This window comes from Acidovorax sp. SUPP2825, assembly GCF_030158995.1.
Classification (GTDB): domain Bacteria; phylum Pseudomonadota; class Gammaproteobacteria; order Burkholderiales; family Burkholderiaceae_C; genus Paracidovorax.
The window spans coordinates 166,995-193,100 of record NZ_BQXK01000002.1 but is presented as its reverse complement, the minus strand read 5'-3'; the positions used below and the strand labels follow the sequence as shown (position 1 = coordinate 193,100).

Annotated in this window: 25 protein-coding genes; 16 read left to right on the top strand and 9 right to left on the bottom strand. The window is 70.3% G+C overall.

The annotated features are described in order from the left end of the window. Nucleotides 1–3: 3 nt before the first annotated feature. Nucleotides 4–987 carry a tripartite tricarboxylate transporter substrate-binding protein gene (locus AVAK2825_RS03405; protein ID WP_284394403.1) on the bottom strand — a complete coding sequence of 328 codons (984 nt, stop codon included), beginning with the start codon at nucleotides 985–987 and terminating at the stop codon, nucleotides 4–6. A 28-nt stretch (nucleotides 988–1,015) separates the two neighbouring features. Beyond that, nucleotides 1,016–2,389 (bottom strand): class-II fumarase/aspartase family protein, encoded by a 1,374-nt coding sequence (locus AVAK2825_RS03400; protein ID WP_284394396.1) that lies wholly within the window; start codon nucleotides 2,387–2,389, stop codon nucleotides 1,016–1,018. A 116-nt stretch (nucleotides 2,390–2,505) separates the two neighbouring features. Here AVAK2825_RS03400 and AVAK2825_RS03395 point away from each other — a divergent pair, with 116 nt between their 5' ends. From AVAK2825_RS03395 to AVAK2825_RS03385, 3 genes are all read left to right on the top strand, one after another. Next, nucleotides 2,506–3,246, top strand: a complete 741-nt coding sequence (locus AVAK2825_RS03395) for a GntR family transcriptional regulator (protein ID WP_284394394.1) — start codon at nucleotides 2,506–2,508, stop codon at nucleotides 3,244–3,246. 193 nt (nucleotides 3,247–3,439) lie between these two features. Continuing rightward, nucleotides 3,440–4,411, top strand: coding sequence for a LysR family transcriptional regulator (locus tag AVAK2825_RS03390; RefSeq protein ID WP_284394392.1), 972 nt, complete (start codon nucleotides 3,440–3,442; stop codon nucleotides 4,409–4,411). Further along, a complete protein-coding gene (locus AVAK2825_RS03385) occupies nucleotides 4,408–5,112 on the top strand; it encodes a DUF3016 domain-containing protein (protein WP_284394388.1) in 705 nt (234 codons plus the stop codon). The genes AVAK2825_RS03390 and AVAK2825_RS03385 overlap by 4 nt, the downstream gene beginning before the upstream one ends. Before the next feature lie 48 nt (nucleotides 5,113–5,160). Here AVAK2825_RS03385 and AVAK2825_RS03380 read toward each other — a convergent pair whose 3' ends face one another. After that, nucleotides 5,161–6,123: an FmdB family transcriptional regulator gene (locus AVAK2825_RS03380; protein ID WP_284394384.1), complete on the bottom strand. Its 963-nt coding sequence runs from the start codon at nucleotides 6,121–6,123 to the stop codon at nucleotides 5,161–5,163. Nucleotides 6,124–6,274: 151 nt separating this feature from the next. Between AVAK2825_RS03380 and AVAK2825_RS03375 the strand changes: the two genes are divergently transcribed. Beyond that, nucleotides 6,275–6,730: a DUF2214 family protein gene (locus tag AVAK2825_RS03375; RefSeq protein ID WP_284394754.1), complete on the top strand. Its 456-nt coding sequence runs from the start codon at nucleotides 6,275–6,277 to the stop codon at nucleotides 6,728–6,730. A gap of 70 nt (nucleotides 6,731–6,800) precedes the next feature. On the opposite strand, the gene AVAK2825_RS03370 is transcribed toward AVAK2825_RS03375, so the two are convergent. Further along, complete coding sequence (locus AVAK2825_RS03370; RefSeq protein WP_272565724.1) at nucleotides 6,801–7,139, bottom strand: PsiF family protein; 339 nt, start codon at nucleotides 7,137–7,139, stop codon at nucleotides 6,801–6,803. Nucleotides 7,140–7,256: 117 nt separating this feature from the next. Between AVAK2825_RS03370 and argS the strand changes: the two genes are divergently transcribed. The 6 genes from argS (at nucleotide 7,257) to AVAK2825_RS03340 (ending at nucleotide 13,557) form a co-directional block, all read left to right on the top strand. Then, nucleotides 7,257–8,966, top strand: a complete 1,710-nt coding sequence (gene argS / locus AVAK2825_RS03365) for an arginine--tRNA ligase (protein WP_284394380.1) — start codon at nucleotides 7,257–7,259, stop codon at nucleotides 8,964–8,966. A 12-nt stretch (nucleotides 8,967–8,978) separates the two neighbouring features. Continuing rightward, nucleotides 8,979–9,626, top strand: coding sequence for an SPOR domain-containing protein (locus AVAK2825_RS03360; RefSeq protein ID WP_284394378.1), 648 nt, complete (start codon nucleotides 8,979–8,981; stop codon nucleotides 9,624–9,626). 57 nt (nucleotides 9,627–9,683) lie between these two features. Continuing rightward, entirely contained in the window at nucleotides 9,684–10,343 is a 660-nt protein-coding gene (locus AVAK2825_RS03355) for a thiol:disulfide interchange protein DsbA/DsbL (protein WP_284394376.1), read from the top strand. A 103-nt stretch (nucleotides 10,344–10,446) separates the two neighbouring features. Beyond that, on the top strand, nucleotides 10,447–11,100 hold the full coding sequence (gene lptA / locus AVAK2825_RS03350; RefSeq protein WP_272565719.1) for a lipopolysaccharide transport periplasmic protein LptA: 654 nt from the start codon (nucleotides 10,447–10,449) through the stop codon (nucleotides 11,098–11,100). Beyond that, complete coding sequence (gene lptB, locus AVAK2825_RS03345) at nucleotides 11,100–11,882, top strand: LPS export ABC transporter ATP-binding protein (RefSeq protein ID WP_284394373.1); 783 nt, start codon at nucleotides 11,100–11,102, stop codon at nucleotides 11,880–11,882. Before lptA ends, lptB begins: the two co-directional genes overlap by 1 nt. 88 nt (nucleotides 11,883–11,970) lie before the next feature. After that, nucleotides 11,971–13,557, top strand: coding sequence for an RNA polymerase factor sigma-54 (locus tag AVAK2825_RS03340; protein WP_284394370.1), 1,587 nt, complete (start codon nucleotides 11,971–11,973; stop codon nucleotides 13,555–13,557). Nucleotides 13,558–13,585: 28 nt separating this feature from the next. Here AVAK2825_RS03340 and AVAK2825_RS03335 read toward each other — a convergent pair whose 3' ends face one another. Beyond that, nucleotides 13,586–14,131 carry a TspO/MBR family protein gene (locus tag AVAK2825_RS03335; protein ID WP_284394369.1) on the bottom strand — a complete coding sequence of 182 codons (546 nt, stop codon included), beginning with the start codon at nucleotides 14,129–14,131 and terminating at the stop codon, nucleotides 13,586–13,588. Between the two features lie 214 nt (nucleotides 14,132–14,345). Next, a complete protein-coding gene (locus AVAK2825_RS03330) occupies nucleotides 14,346–16,208 on the bottom strand; it encodes a methyl-accepting chemotaxis protein (protein ID WP_284394368.1) in 1,863 nt (620 codons plus the stop codon). Nucleotides 16,209–16,424: 216 nt separating this feature from the next. Here AVAK2825_RS03330 and AVAK2825_RS03325 point away from each other — a divergent pair, with 216 nt between their 5' ends. Then, nucleotides 16,425–17,696: a THUMP domain-containing class I SAM-dependent RNA methyltransferase gene (locus tag AVAK2825_RS03325; RefSeq protein WP_284394366.1), complete on the top strand. Its 1,272-nt coding sequence runs from the start codon at nucleotides 16,425–16,427 to the stop codon at nucleotides 17,694–17,696. Further along, nucleotides 17,686–18,165, top strand: coding sequence for a putative toxin-antitoxin system toxin component, PIN family (locus AVAK2825_RS03320; protein ID WP_272565711.1), 480 nt, complete (start codon nucleotides 17,686–17,688; stop codon nucleotides 18,163–18,165). The genes AVAK2825_RS03325 and AVAK2825_RS03320 overlap by 11 nt, the downstream gene beginning before the upstream one ends. Nucleotides 18,166–18,205: 40 nt before the next feature. Here AVAK2825_RS03320 and AVAK2825_RS03315 read toward each other — a convergent pair whose 3' ends face one another. Beyond that, entirely contained in the window at nucleotides 18,206–20,143 is a 1,938-nt protein-coding gene (locus tag AVAK2825_RS03315; protein WP_284394363.1) for an ABC transporter ATP-binding protein/permease, read from the bottom strand. Between the two features lie 196 nt (nucleotides 20,144–20,339). On the opposite strand from AVAK2825_RS03315, the gene AVAK2825_RS03310 reads away from it, so the two are divergent. Then, nucleotides 20,340–21,641 (top strand): UDP-N-acetylglucosamine 1-carboxyvinyltransferase, encoded by a 1,302-nt coding sequence (locus tag AVAK2825_RS03310; RefSeq protein WP_284394361.1) that lies wholly within the window; start codon nucleotides 20,340–20,342, stop codon nucleotides 21,639–21,641. 37 nt (nucleotides 21,642–21,678) lie between these two features. Here AVAK2825_RS03310 and AVAK2825_RS03305 read toward each other — a convergent pair whose 3' ends face one another. After that, nucleotides 21,679–22,500: a BUD32 family EKC/KEOPS complex subunit gene (locus AVAK2825_RS03305; protein WP_284394359.1), complete on the bottom strand. Its 822-nt coding sequence runs from the start codon at nucleotides 22,498–22,500 to the stop codon at nucleotides 21,679–21,681. Between the two features lie 248 nt (nucleotides 22,501–22,748). Here AVAK2825_RS03305 and AVAK2825_RS03300 point away from each other — a divergent pair, with 248 nt between their 5' ends. The 3 genes from AVAK2825_RS03300 (at nucleotide 22,749) to AVAK2825_RS03290 (ending at nucleotide 25,552) form a co-directional block, all read left to right on the top strand. Next, nucleotides 22,749–23,597 (top strand): UPF0149 family protein, encoded by an 849-nt coding sequence (locus AVAK2825_RS03300; protein WP_284394357.1) that lies wholly within the window; start codon nucleotides 22,749–22,751, stop codon nucleotides 23,595–23,597. A gap of 84 nt (nucleotides 23,598–23,681) precedes the next feature. Continuing rightward, on the top strand, nucleotides 23,682–25,166 hold the full coding sequence (locus tag AVAK2825_RS03295) for a SulP family inorganic anion transporter (protein WP_284394355.1): 1,485 nt from the start codon (nucleotides 23,682–23,684) through the stop codon (nucleotides 25,164–25,166). 17 nt (nucleotides 25,167–25,183) lie between these two features. Continuing rightward, on the top strand, nucleotides 25,184–25,552 hold the full coding sequence (locus AVAK2825_RS03290) for a DUF1493 family protein (protein WP_284394353.1): 369 nt from the start codon (nucleotides 25,184–25,186) through the stop codon (nucleotides 25,550–25,552). Between the two features lie 40 nt (nucleotides 25,553–25,592). Here AVAK2825_RS03290 and AVAK2825_RS03285 read toward each other — a convergent pair whose 3' ends face one another. Next, nucleotides 25,593–26,105, bottom strand: a complete 513-nt coding sequence (locus tag AVAK2825_RS03285; RefSeq protein ID WP_284394351.1) for a CinA family protein — start codon at nucleotides 26,103–26,105, stop codon at nucleotides 25,593–25,595. Nucleotide 26,106: the final 1 nt, after the last annotated feature.

Here is a 26,106-nt window from a genome sequence, read left to right as displayed (position 1 = left end):
CGGTCAGTCCAGCGAGATCCTGGCATCGGCCGCCACCTTGCGCCAGCGCTCCACCTCGGTGGCGGTGTGTTTGGCCAACGCGTCCGGCGTGTACTGGTCGTCCGGCAGCATGCGGATGCCCTGCGCGGCCATCTTGTCGGTCCAGGCCTTGTCGGCCAGGGCCTTGGTGTAGGCCTGGTAGACCTTCTGGATGGCCTCGCGCGGCGTGCCCTTGGGGGCGTAGATGCCGTACCAGGTGGCGGTCTCGAAGCCGGGAATCACCTTCTGGCCCAGCGTGGGCACGCCCGGGAACTGCGGCATGGCCTTGTCGGAGGTAAGCGCCACGGCGCGCACGCGCTCCCCGGCCAGTTGGGGCAGGGCGGTGTTGGTCTGGTCGAACATGGCATCGACCTGGCCGGCCACCAGATCGGTCATGGCCGGGGCCGCGCCCTTGTACGACACGGAGGTGATCTCGACCTTCGCGCGGCTAGCGAACAGCGCCGCCACCAGGTGCGAGGTGGAGCCCACGCCGGCATTGCCGAAGTTGAGCTTGCCCGGGTTCTGCTTGCCGTAGGCGATCAGGTCCTCGGCCGTCTTGTACGGCGAGTTCTTGCCCACCAGCAGCACCAGGGGCGTGTCGGGGAAGCGGAAGACGGCGTCGAAGTCCTTCACCGGGTCGTAGGCCAGCTTCTTGTACAGCGAGGGCGCGGCGCCCATGTACCCCATGTGGCCGACCAGGAAGGTGTAGCCGTCCGCTGGCGCGCGCGCCGCCTTGGCGCTGCCGATGGTGCCGCCGGCGCCCGGCGTGTTCTCGATGATGATCTGCTGGCCCAGCTGCGTGCTGGTGCGCTGCGCGATGTCGCGCGCCATGGCATCGGTGGGGCCGCCAGCGGCGAAGGGCACGATCCAGGTGAGCGGCTTGGCGGGGTAGCCCTGCGCCTGGGCGGCGAAGGCGAGGGTGGCGGCGGCCAGCGCCACGGCGGCGCGGCGGAAGGTCGAAGGTTGCATGCTTGTCTCCGGTTGACGTTCTTGGGAATCAGCTTGTCTGCGCGCGCGACAGGGCCAGGGCTCGGTCCACCATCCCGGGCGCGGCGCCCAGGTAGTTGCGGGGATCGGTGAGGCGGTCGATCGCCGCGCGGTCGAAGTGCGCCGACACCTCGGGCAGCCGCGCCAGCGCTTCGGCCAGCGTGCCGCCCTGCGTGTTCACGGTGCGGCAGGCGCCGTAGACGATGTCGTGCGCCTGCTGGCGGCCGGTGAACGGGGCCAGGCCCATCATCACGGCCTCGGCCACGATCAGGCCGTCCGTCATGTCCAGGTTCTTCGCCATGCGGTCTTCGTTGACGATCAGGCCGCCGAGCATGAAGCGCGCCTGGTTCAGGGCCCCGGCGGTGAGCACGAAGCTCTCGGGAATGGCGATCCATTCGGCGTGCCACGGGCCGGTGGCGCGCTCCAGGTCCTGCACCATGGCGTCCAGCATCAGGCCGGCATGCTGGCGCACGGACTTGGAGGCCGCCAGCATCAGTTCGCTGGAGATCGCATTGCGCTTTTGCGGCATGGTGCTGCTGGCGCCGCGGCCGGGCACGAAAGGCTCGAACACCTCGCCGAACTCGGTGGCCGACAGCAGCATCACGTCGTAGGCGATCTTGCCCAGCGAGCCGGTCACCAGGGCCAGGAAGTTCACCGCCTCGGCCAGGCCGTCGCGTGCCACGTGCCAGGTGGTGGCGGGCACGCCCAGCTGCAGCTCCTCCATCAGCAGGCCCTGCACCTCCAGCCCGCGCTCGCCCAGCGAGGCCAGCGTGCCCGCGGCGCCCGCGAACTGGCCGACGAGCACGCGCTTTTTCAATTCCTGCAGCCGCTCGGCATGGCGGTCGAACATCGCCAGCCAGATGGCGGCCTTGTAGCCGAAGGTGATGGGCAGCGCGTGCTGCAGATGGGTGCGCCCGGCCATGGGCGTGTCGCGGTAGCGCTCGGCCAGGCCGGCCAGGATTCCGCGCAGGGCCGCGATGTCGGCTTCCACCAGCGCCAGCGCGTCGCGCACCTGCAGCACCGTGGCCGTGTCCATGATGTCCTGGGTGGTGGCGCCCCAGTGCACGTAGCGGCCGGCGTCGCCGCACTGCTTCACCAGCTGGTGCACCAGCGGCAGGATGGGGTAGCCGACAATGTCGGTCTCCTGGCGCAGCAGCTCGAAGTCGAGCGCGTTCAGGTCGCAGCGCGCGGCGATCTCGCGGGCCGCTTCGGCCGGAATCACGCCGCAGCGGCCTTGCGCGGCGGCCAGCGCCACCTCCACTTCGATGTAGCGGGCGACGAGCGTGCGGTCGGCGAAGATCGCGCGCATGGCGGGCGTTCCGAACGCGTCGCGAAAGAGCAGCGAGTCGATGGCGGTGCTGGAGGCGAAGGCAGGGGTGGTCATGGTGTCGGTGGGTTGCGTCGGCGTCCGCAGGTGATTAAGTTCGGACATATGAATTATTGTGTTTATGTACGTACATAAAGAAAATCCGGGTTTACCCCGGATGGAAGGCTGCGCCCATGGCTGAGCCCCGCTACGCGCTGGTGGCGCGCCATCTGTCGGAACGCATCGCCGCGGGCGAATACGTGGTGGGCGCACTGCTGCCGACCGAGCTGGAGCTGTGCGACCGCTACGGCGTGAGCCGCCACACGGTGCGCGCCGCGATCTCGGAGCTGCAGCAGTCCGGCCTGGTGTCGCGCCGCAAGAAGGTGGGCACGCGCGTGGAGGCGGCCACGCCCAATGCGCATTACCAGCAGACGCTGGCCTCGCTGGACGACTTGGTGCAGTTCGGCGCCACCCACGTGCGCGAGGTGCGCCGCATCGAAGAGGTGGTGCTCGACCGCGAACTGGCCGCCGAGCTGGGCTGCGCCGCCGGCAGCCGCTGCCTTGCCATCGCCAGCCTGCGCCGGGACGGTGCCGCGCCGCACCTGCCCATCGCCTGGACGGTGGTCTATGTGGATGCGGCCCGCTTCGACGCGCGGGAACTGGCCGAACACGTGCGCGTCGCGCCCGACGTGCTGGTCAGCAGTCTGCTGGAGGCGCAGTACGGCCTGCGCATCGCCAAGGTGCGGCAGGACATCGTGGGGGCACTGGTGCCGGAGTCGCTGGCCGAGGAGCTGCAGGTGCCCGCCGGTTCCGCGGCGCTGAAGATCGTTCGCCGCTACGTGGACACCGGCGGCGAGCTGATGGACGTGAGCGTGACGCTGCACCCGGCCAGCCGCTACACGCTGTCGATGCAGCTCACCCGCGCGGCCGTCTAGGCGCGGCTGCGGGAGCGATCGGCGCGGGGGGGCGCGGCCCCGTGCGATTCATGAGGCATGGTTTGCTATTGTTTTGATAGCTAAATGCCCTAGAATTGATTGCACTGGTGCCCGATTTCGCTTGAAGTCCTACGTCAGCAATCAGCGCGGAACCCGCATGCATCCGTGACATCCATCCGCATAATCGGCGCCCATGGACAAGCTCAAGGCCTTCGAGTCATTCGTGTCGGTGGCAACGCGCGGCAGCCTCACCGCGGCCGCCAAGGCCGAAGGCGTGGCCCCGGCCATCATGGGGCGCCGGCTCGATGCGCTGGAAGAGCACCTGGGGGTCAAGCTCATGGTGCGCACCACGCGGCGCATCCACCTCACGCACGAGGGCAGCGCCTTCCTCGAAGATTGCCAACGCCTGCTGTCCGACGTGGCGAATGCCGAGGCCAGCGTGTCCGCGGGCGGCGTCAAGGCCACCGGGCACCTGCGCATCACCGCGCCGGCGGGTTTCGGGCGGCGCCACGTGGCGCCGCTGGTGCCACGCTTTCGCGACCTGCATGCCGAGGTGACCATCTCGCTCAACCTGAGCGACCGCGTGGTCGATCTGGCGGGCGAGGGGTTCGACTGCGCGGTGCGCGTGGGCGACCTGCCCGACTCTTCCCTGGTGAGCGTGCGCATCGCCGACAACCGGCGCCTGTGCGTGGCCACGCCGGCGTACCTGGCGCGCCACGGCACGCCGCGCCACCCGGGCGATCTGGCGCAGCACGCCTGCCTCACGCTCTCCAGCGACGCCTCGCAAACGCGCGGCTGGGCCTTTCGCATGCCAGCGGCCGAGGGCGGCGGCACCGAGGTCGTGCACTTCAAGCCCGGCGGTCCGCTGGACTGCTCGGACGGGCAGGTGCTGCACGACTGGTGCCTGGGCGGCTGGGGCATCGCCTGGCGCAGCACCTGGGAGGTCGAGGCCGAGATCGCCGCGGGCCGCCTGGCCGCCGTGCTGGAAGACTTCGCCGCGCCGCCCAACGGCATCTACGTGGTCTTTCCCCAGCGCAAGCACATGCCGCTGCGCGTGCGGCTGTGGATCGACTACCTCAAGCACCATTACGGCCAGCCCGAGTTCTGGCGTCGCACGGCGGGCCCTGCCGCCGCCCCATCCACCCAAGAAGGAGCCTTGCCATGACCCACCATTTCCCACCGAGGCGGCGCGGCGCGACGGCGCGCGCCGCGGGCATGGCCTGGCCGGGTCGCGGCCGGGCGCGCGCGTCGCTGGCCCTGCTGGCCGCCGCGGCCGTGCTGGCCGGCTGCGCGGGCGGGCCGCCATCGGCCCCAGCTGCGCCCCAGGCGCCCGTGGCGGGCCGAAGCCCGGCTCCGGAGTCCGCACGGCCGGCCGCTCCCGGCCCCGGGCCTGCCGCGGCACGCGGCGCACAGGCGATTCCTCCGGGCATCGTCAGCGTGGAGTACGACGATCCCTCCCGCTTCAGCGATGCCCGAATGGGCCCGCACGAGTCCGACCGCGCGCGCCGGGCGTGGGTCGATGCCCTGTGCCAGCACCTGTCCGAACGCGCGGCCGCCGCGCTGCCCGATGGCGAGCGGCTGGCGGTGCGCATCACCGACGTGCAGCGCGCGGGCGGGTTCGAGCCCGGGCGCGGCGCGCAGCTGGCGCAGGTGCGCATCGTGCGCGACGTGTATCCGCCGCGCATCGACCTGGAGTTCCAGCGAACGGCGGCCGATGGCCGCGTGCTGCAGTCCGGTCGCCGCGAACTGCGCGATCCGTCGTTCCTGTCCCGCGCGGGGCGGGGCGGCAGCGATCCGCTGCGGTATGAAAAGGCGCTGCTCGACGGCTGGGTGCGCCAGGACATCGGGGCGCCGGCGCCGCAGTGATGCGGCGCGGGCGGCGCCCCGTTGCGCGGCCTTCGCGGCCTGCGCGGGTCAGCGGCCGGGCCCGACGACCGCCGGGTCCTTCAGCGCCGTGTTGATCCGGTCGATGTAGGCGCTGGCGTTGGCATTGCCCGGGTCGGGGTTGCCCGACACGTAGTACGCCAGCCCCTGCTGCAGGCCGCCATGGTCGGCCACGCGCTGGGCCAGGTTGGACGCGGCCATGCGCAACTGCGTCGTCACGCTGCCCTGGTATTGCTCGGTGGACACCTTCTGGCCGCCGACCCGTTCGTTGCCGGGGCCGCCATCCGCCCATTCGCGGCCGTCCAGGAACTTGCGGGAAATCTGCCCCAGGCCGATGGAGGTGTTGTTCTCGCCGGCGCGGCCCAGGTCGCCTTCCAGCTTCATGGCGCCCTGGAAGCCCTTGGAGAAGGCGTTGGATTCCACCTCCAGCTGCGCGCGGAACAGGTTGGGGTCGAGGCCGTATTCCTTGGCCGTGGCATCGGCCGCCTTGCCGAAGTCCGCCTGGGTCTGGATCTGCGCGTCCTTTTGCGACTCGTCGCCGCGCAGCACCGGCTCGAATTTCGGGTGGACCTTGCCCGCACCTTCCGCCACGCTCTGCGTGCCGAAGTCGTTGCCTGCCGTGCCGCTGCCGGGGGCGGCAGGGCTGGCCGCGGGTGCCGGTGCGGGGGCCGTGCCGGCGGTGCTGTTTTGCGTGGGCGTAGGCGCCGGAGGGGCCGATGGGGTGCTGGCCGGGCCGGCCGACGGGCTGGGGGCCGGGCTGGGTGATGTGCCGGAGGACGGGCTCGCAGCGGGTGCGCTGGCGGGGCTGGCAGCCGGCGCGCCGCTGGATGGGCTGGACGGCGCATCGTCTTTCTTGCTGAGCTTTTCCAGCAGGCTGACGAGCAGCATTTCCAGGACCTTCTTGACCAGGTCCTGTGTGTCGGACTTGCCCTGGCCGTCCTTGAACAGGGTGCTGAGCTGAGTGTGGGAAATCGATGGGATCGGCATGGACATGCCTCGCAAGAATGGTGAAGCCTTCACTGTTGCGCCTTCCGCGGCGATCCCGCGCGTGCATCCGAAGCGCTGCACCGGCGAGCGAAACGCGGCGCAGGCGTTGCCCGTGGGCGCGCTACCATCGCGCCGCCCCTACTCCAAGGAACGCCACATGACCACCGAAGCCCTGCTGGCCTATGCCCATTTCCTGGCCATTCTCACCATGGTCACCTTCCTGGCCAGCGAAGCCGCGCTGTGCCGCCCGGCCTGGCTGAACGCGGCCGCGGTGGAGCGGCTGGCGCAGCTGGACCGGTTCTATGGCATCGCGGCCCTGGCCGTGCTGGCCACGGGGCTGGCCCGTGTCGGCTGGGGCATCAAGGGCGCGCAGTGGTATGGAATGCAGCCGCTGCTGCATGTGAAGGTGGGGCTCTTCGTGGTGGTCGGGCTGATCTCCATCGCGCCCACCCTGCGGTTCCTGCGCTGGCGCAAGGCCCTGCGTGCCACGGGGGCGCTGCCGGACGAGGCGGCGATCCGCAGCACCCGGCGCCTGGTCATGATCGAGGCGCACCTGCTGGTGCTGATCCCGCTGGCGGCCACGTTCCTCGCGCGGGGCGTCGGCACCCGCTGAATGCCCCGCGCCCAGCAAAAAAGCCCCGCATTGCGGGGCTTTTGGACGAGAGAGCGGGCCGGCGGCCGGATCAGGCGGCGGGCTTGTTGCTCAGGCACTGCTTCATGAAGGCCTTGCGCTCGTCGCCCTTGAGCGCCTTGGTCTTGGCGTCGGCGTTGCAGGTGGTCATCTTGCCCTGCTGGGCGGCCTGCTTGTCGGCGCTGAGGCAGTCCTTCATGAAGGCCTTGCGTTCGTCGCCCTTGAGCGCCTTGGTCTTGGCATCGGCGTTGCAGGTGGTCATCTTGCTCTGTTGAGCAGTGGGGGCCTTGGCCGGCGCGGAGGCGGCGGCTGCGGGGGCATCGGCGGCATGCGCCGTGGCGAAGGAGAGGGCGAGGCCGGCGGCGGCCACCACGGAGAGCAGATTCTTCATGTCGTGTTCCTGCAAAAAGTGGATAGGAAGCCCCCCGTCGACGCTCACCCCGCGAGGCTGTTCAGCATAACGTCATGGCCGAAAGTTTGGATGACGGGCGGCCCGTAGAATCGCCGCATGCTCTCCGTCAAACAGGAATTGCTCGCGGCGCTCGCCGGCGAGCTGGAAAAATTGTCGCCCGGCGCTGCCGGGCGTGCTGCTTTTGAATCCCCCAAGGTGGCCGCGCACGGCGATTTCGCCTGCACCGCCGCCATGCAGCTGGCCAAGGCCGCCAGGCAGAACCCCCGCCAACTGGCCGAAACGCTGCGCGAGGCCCTGCTGGCCACGTCGGCCTTCGGCCGCTGGGTCGAGGCGCTGGAGATCGCCGGCCCCGGCTTCATCAACATCCGCCTGAAGCCCGCCGCCAAGCAGGAAGTGGTGCGCGAGGTGCTGGCCGCCGGCGAGCGCTTCGGGCAGCAGCCGGACAACGGCCGGAAGGTGCTGGTCGAGTTCGTCTCGGCCAACCCCACGGGCCCGCTGCACGTGGGCCACGGCCGCCAGGCGGCCCTGGGCGATGCGATCTGCAACCTCTTCGCCACGCAGGGCTGGAAGGTGCACCGCGAGTACTACTACAACGATGCGGGCGTGCAGATCCACACGCTCACGCACAGCACGCAGCTGCGCGCCAAGGGCTTCAAGCCCGGCGACGACTGCTGGCCCACCGATCCCGAGAATCCCGCCAGCAAGGGTTTCTACAACGGCGACTACATCCAGGACATCGCCAACGACTTCCTCGCCAAGAAAACCGTGCAGGCCACCGACCGCGCCTTCACGGCCAGCGGCGACGTGGAGGATGTGGAGTCCATCCGCAACTTCGCGGTGGCCTACCTGCGCCACGAGCAGGACAAGGACCTGCAGGCCTTCAACCTGAAGTTCGACGAGTACTACCTGGAGTCGAGCCTGTACACCAGCGGCCGCGTCGAGGCCACGGTGAACCGGCTGGTCGCCAACGGCAAGACCTACGAGCAGGACGGCGCGCTGTGGCTCCAATCCACCGACTACGGCGACGACAAGGACCGCGTCATGCGCAAGCAGGACGGCTCGTACACGTACTTCGTGCCCGACGTGGCCTACCACATCTCCAAATGGGAGCGCGGCTACACCAAGGTCGTCAACATCCAGGGCACAGACCACCACGGCACCATCGCCCGCGTGCGCGCCGGCCTGCAGGCCGCCGACGTGGGCATTCCGCAGGGCTACCCCGACTACGTGCTGCACACCATGGTGCGCGTGGTCAAGGGCGGCGAAGAGGTCAAGATCAGCAAGCGCGCCGGCAGCTACGTGACGCTGCGCGACCTGATCGAGTGGACCAGCAAGGATGCCGTGCGCTTTTTTCTCTTGAGCCGCAAGCCCGACACCGAATACACCTTCGACGTCGATCTGGCCGTGGCGCAGAACAACGACAACCCGGTGTACTACGTGCAGTACGCGCATGCGCGCATCTGCTCGGTGCTGCGCAGCTGGGCCGAGCAGGGCGGCGGCGATGTGGCGTCCCTCCAGGGCGTGGACCTGTCCGCGCTCGAAGGCCCGCAAGCCCAGGCGCTGATGCTGCAATTGGCCAAATACCCCGAAATGCTCACCGCCGCGACCGAAGGCGAGGCGCCGCACGACGTCACCTTCTACCTGCGCGACCTGGCCGCGAGCTACCACAGCTACTACGACGCCGAGCGCATCCTGGTGGACGACGAAGCCGTCAAGCGCGCGCGCCTGGCGCTCGTCGCCGCCACCGCACAGGTATTGCACAATGGCCTGGCCGTGCTGGGCGTATCGGCGCCAGCCAGAATGTGAGTGTTTACGGATATGACAAAACAGCAACGTGGGGGCACCGCCATCGGCTTCATCCTCGGGGTGGTCGTGGGCCTGGGGGCGGCGCTGGGCGTGGCCGTGTATGTGACCAAGGTGCCGGTGCCGTTCCTCAACAAGGGCGGTGCGCGCAATGCCGACCAGGACGCCGCCGAATCCCAGAAGAACAAGAACTGGGACCCGAATTCGCCGCTGTACGGCAAGAACCCGGCGCGCCCGCCCGTGCCCGCCAGTTCGACGCCCGCAGTGGCCGGTGTCGCACCGGCCCCCGCGAGCACCGCTTCGGTGCCGGCCGCCGTGGCCGCCGCTTCGGCGCCCCGGGGTGCCGCCAGCAAGCCGGCCGCCTCGTCCGATCCGCTGGGCGACCTGGCCAAGGCCCGTGCCGCCAGCGCGCCCGGCGGCGCCGAGCCGTTCGACTACTTCGTGCAGGCCGGTGCCTTCCGCACCCAGGGCGATGCGGATGCGCAGCGCGCCAAGCTGGCCATGCTGGGCTGGGAGGCCCGGGTGAGCGAGCGCGAGCAGAGCGGCCGCACCGTCTTTCGCGTGCGCGTCGGCCCCTTCACCAAGCGCGACGATGCCGAAATGCTCAAGGACAAGCTCGATGGCGCGGGCGTCGAATCCGCGCTGGTGCGCGTGCAGCGCTGAACTTTTCCCGCAGGCTGCCGCTCACAACCCTCTGACCGAACAAGGAGTGTCTTTTTCATGAAACGCCGCGAGTTTTCCCTGTCCACCGCCACGGCCGTGGCCGCTTCCGCCCTGACGCTGCCCCTGGCGACGCCCGCTATGGCCCAGGCCCGCCAATTCAAGGAAGGCAAGGACTACGTCAAGCTCGCCAAGCCCGTGGCCAGCGACGTGCCAGCCGGCAAGGTCGAGGTCATCGAGTTCTTCTGGTACAGCTGCCCGCACTGCAACGCCTTCGAGCCCACGCTGGAAGCCTGGCTCAAGGCGGCGCCCAAGGACCTGGTCATCCGCCGCATGCCCGTGGCGTTCAACTCCAGCTTCACACCGCAGCAAAAGCTGTACTTCGCCCTGGAAAGCATGGGCAAGGTCGGCGACCTGCACGCCAAGGTGTTTCGCGCCGTGCACGTGGAAAAGCAGGCCCTCAACAAGGACGACCTGATCTTCGAATGGATCGGCAAGCAGGGCGTGGACGTGGCCAAGTTCAAGGAGGCGTACAACTCCTTCTCCGTGTCCAACCAGCTGCGCAAGGCCGCCCAGCTGCAGGAAGCCTACGGCGTGGAAGGCGTGCCCTCGATGGGCGTGGCCGGCCGCTACTACACCGATGGCACCATGGCCGGCAACATGCAGGGCGTGCTGCAAGTGGTGGAATACCTCGCTTCCACCGCCGCCAAGGGCGGTTGAGTCCCCCGCTCCGTGCGATGCAAGCCCGCGTTTGCGGGCTTTTTCTTTGCTGCTCCCGGATCGCGCCAAGGGGTGGCTACAATCTTTGCAAGATTCGTGCCCTATGAGAAAACGCCTCCTACCGATCCTCCTGCTTGCCGCCCTGGCTTTCGCCATGGGGGGCGCCCGCGCCGAAAAGGCCGACCGCAACAAGCCCATGAACATCGAGGCCGATGCACTGCGCCACGATGAGCTCAAGCAAACCAGCGTCTTCACCGGCCGCGTGGTGGTCACCAAGGGCACCATCCTGCTGCGCGGCGCGCGGCTGGATGTCCGGCAGGACCCCGATGGCTTCCAGTACGGCACCATGACGGCCGAGGCCGGCAAGCGGGCCTTCTTCCGGCAAAAGCGCGACACGGCGCCCGGCATGCCCGACGAGTTCGTCGAGGGCGAAGGCGAAGTCATCGAGTACGACGGCCGGGCCGATCTGGTGCGGCTCATCCGCCGCTCGGAACTGCGCCGCTACCGCGAATCCACCCTCACCGACGAGATGGCCGGTGCCCTCATCGTCTACAACAACCTGACCGACGTGTTCACCGTCGATGGCCAGAAGGCCGCCCCCGCCGGCAGCAACACCGCGGCCACGCCCGGAGGCCGCGTGCGCGCGGTGCTCTCGCCCAAGGAGACTCCGGCCAAGGCCGGGGCGCCCGCTGCGGCCCCCACCTCGCCGGCCCCCGCGCTGCGGCCCAGCGGCGAACTGGGCGGCGGCGCGAAGTGATGGCGGCGGCACACCCCTCCGACGCCTCGGCGGCCGGCAACACGAGCCGGCTGGAGGTCGAGCACCTGGAGAAGTCCTATGGCAGCCGCAAGGTGGTCAAGGACGTGTCGATGGTCGTGCAAAAGGGCGAGGTCGTCGGCCTGCTCGGCCCCAACGGCGCGGGCAAGACCACCTCGTTCTACATGATCGTGGGGCTGGTGCGCAGCGACGGCGGCGACATCCGCATCGACGGCCACTCGGTGGCCGACATGCCCATCCACCGCCGCTCGCGGCTGGGCCTGTCCTACCTGCCGCAGGAAGCGTCGATCTTCCGCAAGCTGACGGTCGAGGAGAACGTGCGTGCCGTGCTGGAGCTGCAGCGCGACGAAAACGACAAGGCCCTGAGCCGCGACGAGATCGAGTCGCGCCTCACCGCCCTGCTGCAGGAACTGCGCGTGGAGCACCTGCGGGCCTCCCCGGCCCTGGCGCTCTCGGGCGGCGAGCGCCGCCGCGTGGAGATCGCGCGGGCCCTGGCCACGCAGCCGCGCTTCATCCTGCTCGACGAGCCGTTTGCGGGCATCGACCCCATCGCCGTGATCGAGATCCAGCGCATCATCGGGTTCCTCAAGGCGCGGGGCATCGGCGTGCTCATCACCGACCACAACGTGCGCGAGACCCTGGGTATCTGCGACCACGCATTCATCATCAGCGATGGGCGCGTGCTGGCGCGGGGCACGCCCTCCGAGATCGTGGACAACGCCGAGGTGCGGCGCGTGTACCTCGGCGAGCATTTCAGGATGTGAGCATGGCGTCCACGCTGGTCATCGTGTTGACTGCGCTGTTCCCCGCGGGGGCTCTCGCGCCTCGGGGCGGCCCGGCGGCACCGGTGTGATGAAGCCGGGGCTGTCGCTGCGCGTCTCGCAGCATCTGGCACTCACGCCGCAGTTGCAGCAGTCCATCCGGCTGCTGCAGTTGTCCACCCTGGAACTGTCGCAAGAGGTCGAGCAGATGCTCGACGAAAACCCCTTCCTCGAACGCACCGCCGAAGAGGCCGCGCGCGAAGAATTCGGTTTGCCGCAGGCCGATGCGCCCGTGAGCGAGGACGACCGCCACACCGAAGAGGCCATCTATTCCGGCGCGCCCGCCGAGTCCAGCGCGGCGGTGGAGTCCTCTTCGGAGGGCGATGCCGCGAGCGCCGCCGAGGCGCCTGGCAGCGCCGACGCCCCCGACTGGGAAGGCGACGGCACCGTCGAGATGGCGCCGGACGACGGCGAATGGGGCGGCGACGCTCCGGCCCGCACGCGCACGGCCGGCGAGGGCGACGAAGCCGACGCCACCGAACTGGCCCGCAGCCACGAGTCGCTCACCGCCTACCTGCACCGGCAGGCGCTGGGCCTGCGCCTGTCCGAGGTCGACACCGCCGCGCTGCGCTTTCTCATCGAGTCGCTCAACGACGATGGCTACCTGGACGAATCGCTGCCGTCGCTCGCCGTGAGCCTGGCGGGCGAGGACGACACCGAGCAGGTCGAGGAGCTGGTGCACCGCTTCACCGTGGCGCTGGGACTGCTGCAGAGCCTGGACCCGGTGGGCGTGGGCGCGCGCGGACTGGCCGAGTGCCTGACCCTGCAGCTCAAGGCGCTGCGCGAGGACGGCGAGGGCGACCCGGAGGTGGTGCAGACCGCGCTGCGCATCTGCCAGCAGCCGCTGGAGATGCTCGCGCGGCGCGACGTTCGCCGCCTGGCGCAGGCTTGCGGCGGCGGCGAGGAGCGCACGCGCGCGGCCATGGCGCTGATCGCCCGCCTGGAGCCCCGGCCCGGCCGCGCCTTCGCCGAGGTGGAGCGCAACATCATCGTCCCCGACGTCATCGTGAAGAAGACCGGGCGCGGCACCCAGCAGAACTTCAGCGTGCAGCTCAATCCCGACGTGATGCCGCGCCTGCGTGTGCACGACATCTACGCCGGCGCGCTGCGCGGCAACCGCGGCGGCGAGGGCCACCAGGGCCTGCAGCAGCGGCTGCAGGAGGCGCGCTGGTTCATCAAGAACATCCAGCAGCGCTTCGACACCATCCTGCGCGTGTCGCGCGCCATCGTGGACCGGCAGAAGAACTTCTTCGTCCACGGCGAGCTGGCCATGCGGCCGCTGGTGCTGCGCGACATCGCCGACGAGCTGGGCCTGCACGAGTCCACCATCAGCCGCGTGACCACGGCCAAGTACATGGCCACGCCGCAGGGCACGTACGAGCTCAAGTATTTCTTCGGCTCGGGCCTGGGCACCGAGACCGGGGGCAACGCCTCCAGCACGGCGGTGCGGGCGCTCATCAAGCAGTTCGTCTCGGCCGAGAGCCCGGCCAAGCCGCTGTCGGACAGCCAGATCGCCGAGATGCTGAAGGAGCAGGGCATCGAGTGCGCGCGCCGCACCGTGGCCAAGTACCGCGAAGCGCTCAAGATCGCGCCGGCCAACCTGCGCAAGGCGCTGTAGCGCCCGCGCCGCGAAAGACGCCGGCCCCTCAGCCCAGCAGCTGCGGATTCAGCCGCCAGACCGTGAAGTTCAGCGCGGCGGCGAAGGTGATCCAGGCCAGGTAGGGCGCCAGCAGCGCCCCGGCCAGCGGCCTCAGCCGCCAGAACGCCACCAGGGTGGCGGCCACGCAGCACCACAGCAGGCCGATGTCGGCCAGGGCCCAGGCGCCCTGGTGCCACTGGAAGAACAGCCAGCTCCACAGCGCATTGAGTGCCAGCTGCACGGCGAACAGCCACAGCGCGCGCCGGCGCAGGGCCCCTGCGGGCTCGCGCCACGCCAGCCAGGCGGCGATGCCCATCATGGCGTACAGCGCGCTCCACACCGGCCCGAACAGCCAGGCCGGCGGCGCCCAGGCCGGCTGGGTGAGCTGGGCGTAGAACTGCGGCGCCTGGACCGAAGCGATGCTGCCGACCGCGGCGGCCACGAAGGCGATCGCGAGCCAGCCGGCCAGGGCGAGCCAGGTGCGTGGCGTGAGGGGGGCTCGGCCGGGGCGGGCTGGCGCCGAAGGGGTGCGCGAGGGCAGGGTGGGGGTCATCGCGGCCATCATGGCCGCCGCGGGGCCTTGGCGCCGTCAGCGAAGGCCGAAAGAAGGGCGCGCGCGGGCTTGAATGCCACCCGGCGCCCCTGTCCTTTATCGCTGATCGGGGCTGCCACGCCCCAGGCCTGAGCCCGATCGCCATGCGGTTGGGTGATTTGCTATCAAATATATAGCAATATGCCCTAGTGCTTATTGTTCTGGAGGCCGTTTTTTATCGCATGGTCAGGGCGCGGTTCGTTCCGGCCGCCGGACCGCCCCGCGACGGCGTTGCGGCCCCGTGGGCGTCGAGCTTGAAGCCGGCGACCGCGTCGGCCAGCTGCGCCGCCTGCTGCTGCAGCGACTGCGCGGCGGCGGTGGCCTCTTCCACCAGCGCGGCGTTCTGCTGGGTGGATTGGTCCATCTGGCTCACGGCGCTGCCGATCTCGGCGATGCCGGTGCTCTGCTCCTGGCTGGCGTTGCTGATCTCGGCCACGATGGCCGTCACGCGGCGCACGCTGTCCACCACCTTGTCCATGGTCGCCCCGGCGTCCTGCACCAGCTTGCTGCCGGCATCCACCTGGTTGACCGAATCGTCGATCAGCGCCTTGATCTCCTTGGCGGCGGTCGCGCTGCGTTGGGCCAGCGTGCGCACCTCGCTCGCCACCACGGCGAAGCCGCGGCCCTGCTCACCGGCGCGGGCGGCTTCCACCGCCGCGTTCAGCGCCAGGATGTTGGTCTGGAAAGCGATGCCGTCGATCACGCCGATGATGTCCACGATCTTGCGGGCCGAGGCATCGATGCCGCCCATGGTCTTCACGACCTGGCCCACCACGGTGCCGCCATGCGTAGCGATCTCCGAGGCGCCCGTGGCCAGCGTGTTGGCCTGGCGCGCGTTCTCGGCGTTCTGCTGCACGGTGGCGGTGAGCTGCTCCATGGCGGCCGCCGTCTCTTCCAGCGAGCTGGCCTGCTGCTCGGTGCGCGAGGACAGGTCCTGGTTGCCGCTGGCGATCTCGCTGGTGGCCAGGCGCACGGATTCGGACGAGGCGCGGATCTGCACCAGCACCGCCGCGATCTTGTCCACGAAGTGGTTGAAGGCGCTGGCGATCTGGGTGAGTTCGTCGCTGCCGTGGGTGGACAGGCGGCGCGTCAGGTCGCCGTCGCCCGAGGCGATGTCTTCCAGCGCATCGCGCACCACGCCCAGGCGGCGCAGCTGGTGGCTCACGGCCACGGTGACCAGTGCGACGGCGGCCACCACGCTCAGCAGGGTGATGACGATGGCCACTTTCAGCAGCGCGCTGACCGATTGCGTGGCCTCGGCGCGGTCGATGGCGATGGCCAGCGTCCAGGGCGTGCCCTGCACCTTGGCGGCGTAGAGCATCTGTTCGGCGCCGTCGATCTGCACGTCGGTGCGCTCGTTGCGCTCGGCCAGGCGCTTGATGAGCGCGGCGTCCAGGCTGCCCGAGATCTCGGAGACGGGCTTGAGCGCCATGCCGGGCTTGGCATACGCCAGGATCTTGCTGTCGCCGTCCAGCAGGAAGGCGAAGCTCTTGGCGATCGGGTGGATGGCGTTGACCTTGGCGGTCACCGAATCCAGGTAGATGTCGGTGGCCACCACGGCCGTGGGCTGGCCGGCCGGGCCGGCGGGCTCGGCGAAGGTGATGGTCAGCTTGCCGCTGCTCGCGCCCACGTAGGCGGGGGTGATGACGGGGCCGCCCGCCTGTGCCGCCTGCTTGTACCAGGGGCGCGAAGTGCCGTCGTACCCGTCCGGCACCTTGGTGAGCGCCATGTGGCGCTTGTCCGCATAGGTGAAGTACACCAGGTCGAACGCGCCGGCCTGCTTGATGGCGCGCAGCATGGGCAGCGGGTCCGGCTGCTCGGTGGCGACCTTGAGGGACGAGGTGATCCGCTGCTTTTCGCGCACCCATTCGGCCACTTCGTCGGCATGCAGGCGGGTGAGCCCGCCGACGTGCTCGTCCAGCTGCGCCAGCGTGTCGTTGCGCACCACGAAGAAGGTCACCAGCGCCAGGGCCAGCAGAGAGAGCACGGTGATGGCGACGCAGATGCCGATGAGGCGCGCACGCAGGCTTTTGAACATGGGGTACCTTTGCAATTGGATACACACAAGGGTTCATTCTGACCATCGGTTGACGCATCTCAAATGCCAAGCCGGCGGTTCTGCTAGGTGGAAACCCTGATGCCCCGATTCGCCCGAATTCGCGGGGCTTCCCGCATGCCCTGCCGCGCCCTTGCCGGGCGGCGGGGGCCTTCGGCGCCGCAGCGGGGCTGCCAGCGCGTATCCTCGGGGCCGTCTATGAACCAACTGCAATTTTTCCTGCCCTGCGCCGCCGGCGTCGAGGGCTTTCTGGCCGACGAGGTGCATGGCATCACCGGCCTGACCGGCCAGGACCTGCTCACCGGCCGGGGCGGCGTGCTGCTGCGGGCCTCCTGGCGCGACGCGCTGATGCTCAACCTGCACAGCCGGCTCGCGCAGCGCGTGCTGGTGCAGCTCGGCCAGCGGCCGTACCGCTCCGAGAACGACCTGTACGCCGCCGCGAGCGAGGTCGCCTGGGAGATCTGGTTCACCCCGCGCCAGAGCTTCAAGATCGACGTCACCGCCCAGCACAGCCCGCTCACCAGCCTGAACTTCGCCGCATTGCGTGTGAAGGACGCCGTGGCCGACCGCTTTCGCGCCAAGACCGGCGTGCGCCCGGACGTGGACACCCAGTGGCCCGACGTGCGCATCCACCTGCACCTGACCACCGACGAGGCCACGGTGTACATCGACACCTCGGGCGAGCCGCTGTTCAAGCGCGGCTGGCGCGAGGACAAGGGCGACGCCCCGCTCAAGGAGACCCTGGCCGCCGCCATGATCGCGGCCACCGGCTGGGACCCGCAGGGCGAAGTGCCGCTGTACGACCCCTGCTGCGGCAGCGGCACCGTGCTGATCGAGGCAGCGCAGATGGCCTGCCACATCCCCGCCGGCATGCAGCGGCGGTTCGCCTTCGAGAAGCTGCTGCCGTTCCAGGCCCATGTCTGGTCTGCTATAAAAAATGAAGCAGAACAGGCAATCAAACCGCCGGCAGTGGGCATCTTCGGCTCGGACGTGTCGCACCGCATGGTGGACTTCGCCCAGCGCAACGCCGAGCGCGCGGGCGTGGCCCAGGCCATCGAGCTGCGCGGCGGCGACGCGCTGCAGCGCATGCCGCCCACCGCCCAGCCCGGCGTGATGCTGCTGAACCCGCCCTATGGCGAGCGCATTGCCGCCGCGGGCACGGCCGGGCGCAGCGCGTCCGAGCGCGCCGGCCACGTGGAGCGCGCGGGCCGCGAGACGGCGCAGACCGAGGACGGCGGCGAGTTCTTCAGCCAGCTCGCCACGCACTGGAAGAAGAACTTCTCCGGCTGGCAGGGCTGGATGCTCACGCCTGACCTCAAGCTGCCCGGCAAGATGCGCCTGAAGGAGTCGCGCCGCGTGCCCATGTGGAACGGCCCCATCGAGTGCCGCCTGTTCCGCTTCGACATGGTGCGCGGCTCGGCGCGCGAGCGTCCCCCCCGGCCCGTGGAAAGCCCGCCCGATGCGGGTTGAGCTGCGCCTGCCGGCGCAGGCCGCGGGCGCAGACGCACCGCGTGCCGTGGTGGTGGACACCAACATCGTGCTGGACCTGCTGGTGTTCGCCGACCCCGCCGTGGCGCCGCTGCGCGAGCTGCTCGCCCAGGGGCGGCTGCAGTGGGTGGCCACGCAGGCCATGCGCGACGAGCTGGAGCGCGTGCTGGCCTACCCGCAGATCGTGCCGCGCCTGGCGTTCTACGGCCTGGATGCCGCGGCCGTGCTGGCTGCCTTCGACGCCCGGGTGCGTGTGGTGCCCGAGGCGGCGCGCGTGCCCTCGGTGTGCAAGGATGCGGACGACCAGAAGTTCATCGACCTGGCCGTGGCGCACCGCGCCATCCTGCTGTCCAAGGACAAGGCCGTGGTCTGCATGCGCAAGCGCCTGCTGGCGCAGGACGCGCACGTGGCGACTGTGCTGGTGCTGGAACCCGCGGCGTGCGCCGCTTGAGCCTGCTCACGCCACCCGCCGCGAGCGGCGCCTCACCCCCTCACGCCTCGAACTGAAAGCCCTCGGCCGGGTGCAGGGCCCAGCGGCCTTCGCCCAGCAGCTGCAGTACGTGCGTGTGGTGCGCCAGCACCGCCGGCCGGTGGGCGATGCTGATGATGGAGGCGCCGCTGGCGCGCAGCCGCTCGTACAGCGCCGCTTCGTTGGCGCCGTCCAGCGCGCTGGTGGCTTCGTCCAGGATCACGGTGCGCGGCTGGCGCACCAGCACGCGGGCGAAGGCCAGGCGCTGCTGTTCGCCGACCGACAGCTGCTTTTCCCAGTCGCGCGTGGCATCGAGCCCGCCCACGCGGTCGGCCAGCTCGGGCAGGTGCACGTCTTGCAGGATCTGCAGCAACTGCGCATCGTCCAGCGCGGTCGTGCGCGCCGGGTAGATCATCTGGCTGCGCAGCGTGCCGGGCTGCATGTAGGGGCGCTGGGGCAGGAAGAACACCTCGTCCAGCGGCGGGTGCTGCACCACGCCGTCGCCCGTGCGCCACAGCCCGGCGATGGCGCGCAGCAGCGAGCTCTTGCCGCAGCCGCTGGCCCCGGTGATGAGCAGCGCATCGCCCGGCTGCAGCTCCAGCGTGAGGTCCTTGACCAGCAAGCGGCCGAATTTCGGGGTGTAGAGCGTGAGCCCGTCGATGGCCAGGCGTTCGCCTTCCCGCGCCTGGATCTCGCGCGAGGTGTCCGGGGCTGCCGCTTTGGTGGCGGGCGCGGGGGGCGTTGCTTGCGAGGCCGGGGCGGCCGACGGGGTGCCGCGCTGGCGGCGTGAATCGCGCTTTTGCTGGCGGCGCAGCTTGCGCGCAGCGGACACGGCCTCGGGCGCCGCCGGCTCCTCGCGCCGGGCCGGTGCACCGAGCAGGGCCTGGGCCAGCGTGTCCAGCCGGCCGATGCCGGCCACGAAGCGGCTCAGGCTCTCGAAGTTGTCCACGATCAGCGAGACGGCGGCGAGCACCGCCGCGAACGCGCCGGCCGCCTGGATGGCGCGGCCCACCTCCATGTCGCCGGAGAGCACCGCATCGGCCAGGATGATGGCGGGAATCACCACCGTGAGCTGGCTGAACGCGCGCTGGAACAGGTTGAGCGAGCGCTGGCGCTTGATGAGCCGCGCGTAGTTGGTGAACACCGCCTGGAAGCTGTGGTCCAGTTGCGCGCGCTCCTGCGACTCGCCGCGGTAGAACGCGATCGACTCGGCGTTCTCGCGCAGCCGCATCAGCCCGAAGCGGAAATCCGCCTCGCGCCGCAGCTGCCAGAAGTTCAGGCGGATGAGCGGCGCGCCGAACACGTACAGCGCCACCACCGTGCCCAGCAGGGCATACACCGCCAGAAAGGCCACGAGCACCTTGGAGATCGACCACAGCACGGTGCTGAAGGCCACCAGCTGCATGCCCGCGCCGACGAAGATCAGCAGGAAGTGCGTGGAGCGGCCCGTGAAGGTGTTGATGTCCTCGCTGATGCGCTGGTCGGGGTTGTCGATGCCGCCCTGCGTGTTCAGCTCGTAGTAGCGCCGGCCGCCCAGGTAGCCGTCCAGGAAGCGGTGCGTGAGCCAGCGCCGCCAGTGGTTGGAGAACGCATCGCGCATGTAGTAGTAGAAGGCGTACACCGGCACGGCGAAGCCCAGCACCAGCAGGCAGGTGCGCACCGCGTCCCAGAAGCGGTCGCGGTCCTTGGCGGCCAGGGCCGAGGTCATCTCGCCGGTGCGGTCGATCAGCATCACGGCCAGCTGCGTCTCGCACAGCATCAGCAGCACCAGCAGGCCGAGCAGGGACCAGGCCGCGACCTTCTTGTCGCCGAGCCAGTACGGCTTGGCCACGCTCATGAACTGGCGCCAGGCGGCGGCGGAAAAAGTGGGGGCGCGCCGGGAAGCGGCGAGGGGGGCGGCAGGGGCGGGTGCCGCGGTGGCTGCCGCGGGGTGCGCAGCGGCAGAAGCAGAGGAAGACATGCAGGCGGTAGGAAAGGAACGGCGGGAGCGCTGCGGCGAAGATAGGCCGCGCGCAGGCCGGGCCCTGTCGGACGCGGCCCACGGCCGGCTACGGAATCGCACGCGACCCGGGGGGCCGCGGCCGGCCGGGCGCCAAACGGGGGAGGGGGTTACAGTGCCGGCTGTTTTCTTTTCGGGTTCCCCCCGCATCCCGCCCATGTCCAATCTCATCGTGCACGGAGGCACGCCGCTGCGTGGCCGCATCACGCCCTCCGCCAACAAGAACGCCGTGCTGCCGGTGCTGTGCGCCACGCTGCTGACCCAGGCGCCGCTCACCTTGCACGGCGTGCCCGACATCACCGACGTGCGCAAGATCCTGGACATCTTCCGCACCCTGGGCAGCGACGTGCGCATGGACCACGCCAGCGGCACGCTGGAACTGCACCACAAGGACACCGCGTTCGACGCCGCCGCCCACCGCCTGCCCGAGGAGATGCGCTCGTCCATCATGCTGGTGCCGCCGCTGCTGGCGCGCTTCGGCGTGGCGCGTCTCGAAGACAACGTGAAGGGCTGCACGCTCGGCGTGCGCGAGATCGATCCGCACGTGGAGGTGTTCCGCAGCTTCGGCGGCGCGGTGGAGCGCGCGCAGGGCTCGCTGCTCGTGCGTTGCGACGGGCCGCTGCACGCCACGCACCACTGGCTCGACTACGCCTCGGTCACCACGACCGAGAACTTCGTGCTGTGCGCGGCCTCGGCCCGCGGCGTGTCCACGCTCAACAACGCCGCGTCGGAGCCGCACGTGCAGGAGTTCTGCCGCTTCATGGCCATGCTGGGCGTGCGCATCGACGGCATCGGCACGTCGCGCCTCACGGTGCACGGCGGCGCGGCGCTGGGGGGCGGCGAGTTCCGCTTCGACGAGGACTTCCACGAGATCACCACCTTCCTGGCCCTCGGGGCCATCACCGGCGGCGACGTGGTGGTGCGCAACAGCGCGCCGGAGAACTTCCCCCTGATCGACCGCACCTTCGCCAAGTTCGGCGTGCGCATCGAGCATGCGGACGGCTGGTCGCGCGCGCACCGCGAGGGGCCGCTCACCGTGCAGACGCCCTTCACCAGCAACGTGCTGACCAAGGTGGAGGCCGCGCCCTGGCCCTACTTTCCCGTGGACCTGCTGCCCATCTTCATCGCGCTGGGCGTGCGGGCGCAGGGCAACGCGATGTTCTGGAACAAGGTGTACGACGGGGCGCTGGGCTGGACGGGCGAGCTGTCGAAGTTCGGCGCGCATGTGTTCTCGTCCGACCCGCACCGCATCGTGACCTTCGGCGGCAACGCGCTCACGCCCGCCGTGGTGGAGAGCCCCTACATCATCCGCGTGGCCATCGCGCTGTTCATGGTGGCCGCCAGCATCGACGGGCGCTCGGAGATCCGCAACGCCACGCCCATCCGGCGCGCGCACCCGCGCTTCGTGGAGAACCTGCGCAGCCTGGGCGTGCAGGTGGAGTGGACGAGCGAGGAGTGACCGCGCTCAGGCGCCCTCTGCGCCTGGGTGGGGGCGGTCAGGGCGCCAGCAGGTCGTAGGCGGCGCGCACGCGCTGCAGGTCGCGGCCCAGGCGCCGGCTGGGCGGCAGGTGGCGCAGCCAGCGCAGGCGGCGCACCGTGGTGGCCAGCACCGCGCGCATGTCCGGGCCCTGGGCGCCCAGCCAGGTGGCCCACAGCGCGCGGGCCGCGTCCAGTGCGCCCGCCTGGCGCAGGTAGAGCGCGGTGGACTGGGCGTAGCACAGCGCATCGCGCGCGTGGCACACGGCCAGCGGCAGCGCGGTGGCGGGGTCGTCCTCGAAATCCACATAGCCCACCACGCCGTCGGGGCAGCGCACGAGGTTGCGGGCGAACGCCTGGCTCAGGCAGGTGCCGCTGGCGTGCACCCGGGCGATGGCGTCCAGGCCCTGGCGCCACAGGGCCAGCACGGCCTCGGGGCCTTCGGCCACGGCGTGGTCGATCTCGTTGCCCAGGGAATGGGTTTCCTCGTCGGGGGCTCCCAAGTGCCGCATCAAAAAAGCGTCGTGCTGCACCGCCAGCACCTCGGGCGCGCGCAGGCCGCGCGCGGCGAAGTCCTGCAGGCGCCGCACCTCGATGGCGATGGCCGCGGGCCCGCCCGGTGTCGGCACCGGGCGCAGCACCGCCAGGCCCAGCAGGCGCGCCAGCACCGCCATGGCGCGGTAGCGCCCGGCGCCGTGGCTGGCGCCCGCGCGCTTGAGCCACCACTGCTCGCCGGGCAGGCGGTAGCTCTGCACGTTGGGCGCCTGGGTGGCCGCATGCTCGCGCAGGAAGGCCGCGGGGTCGGCGGGGGCGGGCGCTGCAGGATCGGCGTGGGTCGGCATGGGGTCGGTGCGAAAGAGGGGGAACGGGCCGGGCCCGGGGTTGCGAACGGGGTGCGAACCGAGGCCGGCAGGGCCGGCCGGGGCCGGGCGGATAAAATCGCCGCCTGCGGCCCGGCCGTGGCCCTGGGCGGGGCTGTCTGCACCTGCCCCCGGCGCCATGCCGCGCCCGCCCCGGTTCGCCGCTTTGCGCGGGCTGCGGCATCATAACGAAGCCTTTTTCTCCCCCCGCCGCGCCCTGGAGCCGCCCCATGACCGAATCCTCCCACGACACCGCCGCCGCCGCTGCTGCCGCCGGCACCGAACCCGCCCTCGACAACGATGCGCTCGACGAGCTGGACACGCTGCTGGACGACCTGCGCAGCCGTGCCGAAGAGATCCCGCAGTGGGAGTTCTGCGACGGCTTCCTGACCGCGCTGGCCTGCACGCGCCGCGCCATTCCCGCCGCCGAATACCTGCCCATGCTGCTGGACGACGGCGGCCCCATCGATGTGACCGAGGGCGCGGGGGCCCCGCTGCCGCTGCTGCCGGCCTTCAAGGACGAAGCCCAGCAGGCGCGGTTCATGGAGTTGTGGACGCTGCGGTTCGACGAGGTCAGCCGCCAGTTGGCCACCGAGGTGGAATCGCTGGAGGACGACCGTGCCTTCCAGCCCGAGGTGATGGACATGCGCGGCGCCGTCGCCTGCCTGCCCGAGGAAGAACGCGCCGAGATGGCCGGCCAGGACATTCCCTCGTTCGGCCAGGTGTGGGCGCTCGGCTTCATGTTCGCCGTGGAGAACTGGCCCGAGGAATGGGCCGCCCCGCGCGACAAGGACGCCGCGCAGTGGCTGGACGGCGCGCTGGAGAACATCGTGGTGCTCACCGAGGACGACACCGGCAAGCCCGAGCACAACCTGTATGCCGAGGACGGCCCGGCCAGCGTGAGCGAGGCCCGCCTGGAGTCGTTCAGCGAAGCCGTCTGGGCCGTGTACGACCTGCGCCAGCTCTGGAAGAGCATCGGCCCGCGCGTGGAGGCCGTGCGCCGCGCCGACACCCCCGGCCGCAACGACCCGTGCAGCTGCGGCAGCGGCAAGAAATACAAGAAGTGCTGCGGCGCCTGACGGGCGCCGGCGCGGCCTGACCGGGCGCTTCTTCTTCCCCTTTCCTTTTGCTTTTACGCGCGCTCCGGCGCGCGTTGCCGTTCCATGACCCCTGCTTTCCTGGCCCGCCTGCGCGCCGAATGGGCGCCCAGCATTCCGCGCGAACTGCTCGCGGGTGCCGTCGCCACGTTTGCGCTGATTCCCGAGGTGATCGCGTTTTCGTTCGTGGCGGGCGTCGATCCCTCCGTGGGGCTGTTCGCCTCGTTCGTCATCAGCATCGTGATCGCCTTCGCGGGCGGGCGCCCGGCCATGGTGTCGGCAGCCGCCGGTTCGGTGGCGCTCGTGGCGGCGCCGCTGGTGCAGTCGCACGGGCTGGGCCATCTGCTGGCGGCGGGGCTGCTGGCGGGCATGGTGCAGGTGGCGTTCGGGCTGCTGCGCATGGGCGTGCTGGTGCGCTTCGTCTCCAGCTCGGTGCGCACGGGCTTCGTCAATGCGCTGGCGGTGCTGATCTTCTCGGCGCAGCTGCCGCACCTGCGCGGCGCGGGCGCGGCCACCTGGGGCATGCTGGCGCTGGGGCTGGCCCTTATCTACGGCCTGCCGTGGCTGGGCCAGCGGCTGCGGGTGCGGGCGCTCACCGCCATTCCGTCGCCGCTGATCTGCGTGGTGGCGCTCACGCTCATCGCCTCCGCCATGGGGCTGCAGCTGCCCACCGTGGCGGACCTGGGCCGGTTGCCCGATGCGCTGCCGCTGTTCGGCCTGCCCGCGGTGCCGGTGTCGCTGGAGACGCTGCGCGCCATCGCGCTGCCGGCGCTGGCCATCGCCATGGTGGGGCTGCTTGAATCGGTGCTCACCGCCGCCGTGGTGGACGAAATGACCGACACGCCCAGCGACAAGAACCGCGAGTGCGCGGGCCTGGGCCTGGCCAACATCGCGGCCAGCTGCTTCGGCGGTATCGCCGGCTGCGGAATGATCGGCCAGGCCGTGGGCAACGTGAAATACGGCGGGCGCGGGCGCCTGTCCACGCTCTTCGCCGGCGTGTTCCTGCTCATCCTGATGGTGGCGCTGAAGGACTGGGTGTCACGCGTGCCGGTGATCGCGCTGGTGGCCATCATGGTGATGGTGTCGGCCTCGACGTTCGACTGGAAGTCGCTGGGCGCGGTGGTGCGCCATCCGCGCCTGTCCAGCGCCGTGATGCTCGCCACCGTGGCCGTGACGCTCGCCACGCACAACCTCGCGGCCGGGGTGGGCGTGGGGGTAGTGCTGAGCGGCGTGTTCTTCGCGTTCAAGGTCGCGCGCCTGCTCGGCGTGCGGGCCGAGGACGATGCCGCCACCGGCCTGCGCACCTGGCACGTGTCGGGCCAGGTGTTCTTCGCCTCGGCCGATGCGTTCATCGAGGCGTTCGACATCCTCGCGGCCGAAGGGCGCCCCGTGCGCATCGACGTGTCCCGCGCGCATTTCTGGGACGTGACGGCCGTGGCCGCGCTGGAGAAGGTGGTGCAGCGGCTGCGGCACCACGGGGCGGTGGTGGAGGTGGTGGGATTGAACGAGGCCAGTGCGGGGCTGGTGGAGCGGCTGGGGCCGGGTGCGTGAGACAGCAGGATTCCTTGATGGCGGGTCAGGCACTGGAAGAAATCGAAGCGTTCGCCAGAAGAGCGTCCGGGGTTCTGCCGCGGCGCGACCTGCATTCAGTGACCAGGATCGAGGACGATCTCAGCATCACGGGCGACGATGCGGTGGAGTTCATGGAGACCTTCTTCGCGGAGTTCGGCGTCGATTCCAGCGGGTTCGATTTCGGACGGTACTTCCACGACGAAGGATTCAATCCATTGCAGTTGTTTTGGATGCCTTTCCGCCGCTATCGGGATCGACAGAAGAAGGTGCCGCTCACCTTGGGCATGCTCGCGAAGTCCGTTGAACTGAAGCGCTGGGATGCCGCCCGCATCGAATCCTCCGGCCCTAGAGAGACCGCCACTTGAGGCGCACAGGCCCAAGGTCTTGAGGCTTGGGCGTTTGCTGTCAAAGCAGAAGATCGGCCAGCCGCGCCAGCGCATGCCGCACAGTGGCGGCGCGCACGGCCGCCCGGTCGCCTGCGAAGCGCACCATTTCGCTGTGGGTCTGCCCCGCCACCGACCAGCCGAACCACACCGTCCCCACCGGCTTGTCCGCGCTCCCACCCCCGGGCCCGGCCACGCCCGTCACGGCCACGCTCACCTGCGCCAGCGAGCGCGCCACGGCGCCCTCGGCCATGGCGCGCGCCACGGGTTCGCTCACGGCGCCGTGCGCTGCGATGAGGGCGGCGGGCACGCCCAGCAGGTCGGTCTTGGCTGCGTTGGAGTAGGTGACGAAGCCGCGCTCGAACCAGCGGCTCGACCCGGCCAGATCGGTGCAGGCACCGGCGATCAGCCCGCCCGTGCAGCTTTCGGCGGTGGCCAGCATCGCGCCGCGCGCCATGAGCGCCTCGGCGATGTGGGCCAAATGGGCCTCCAGTGCAATATTTCCTAGGGCATCATGCTCTGATTTTGATAGCATG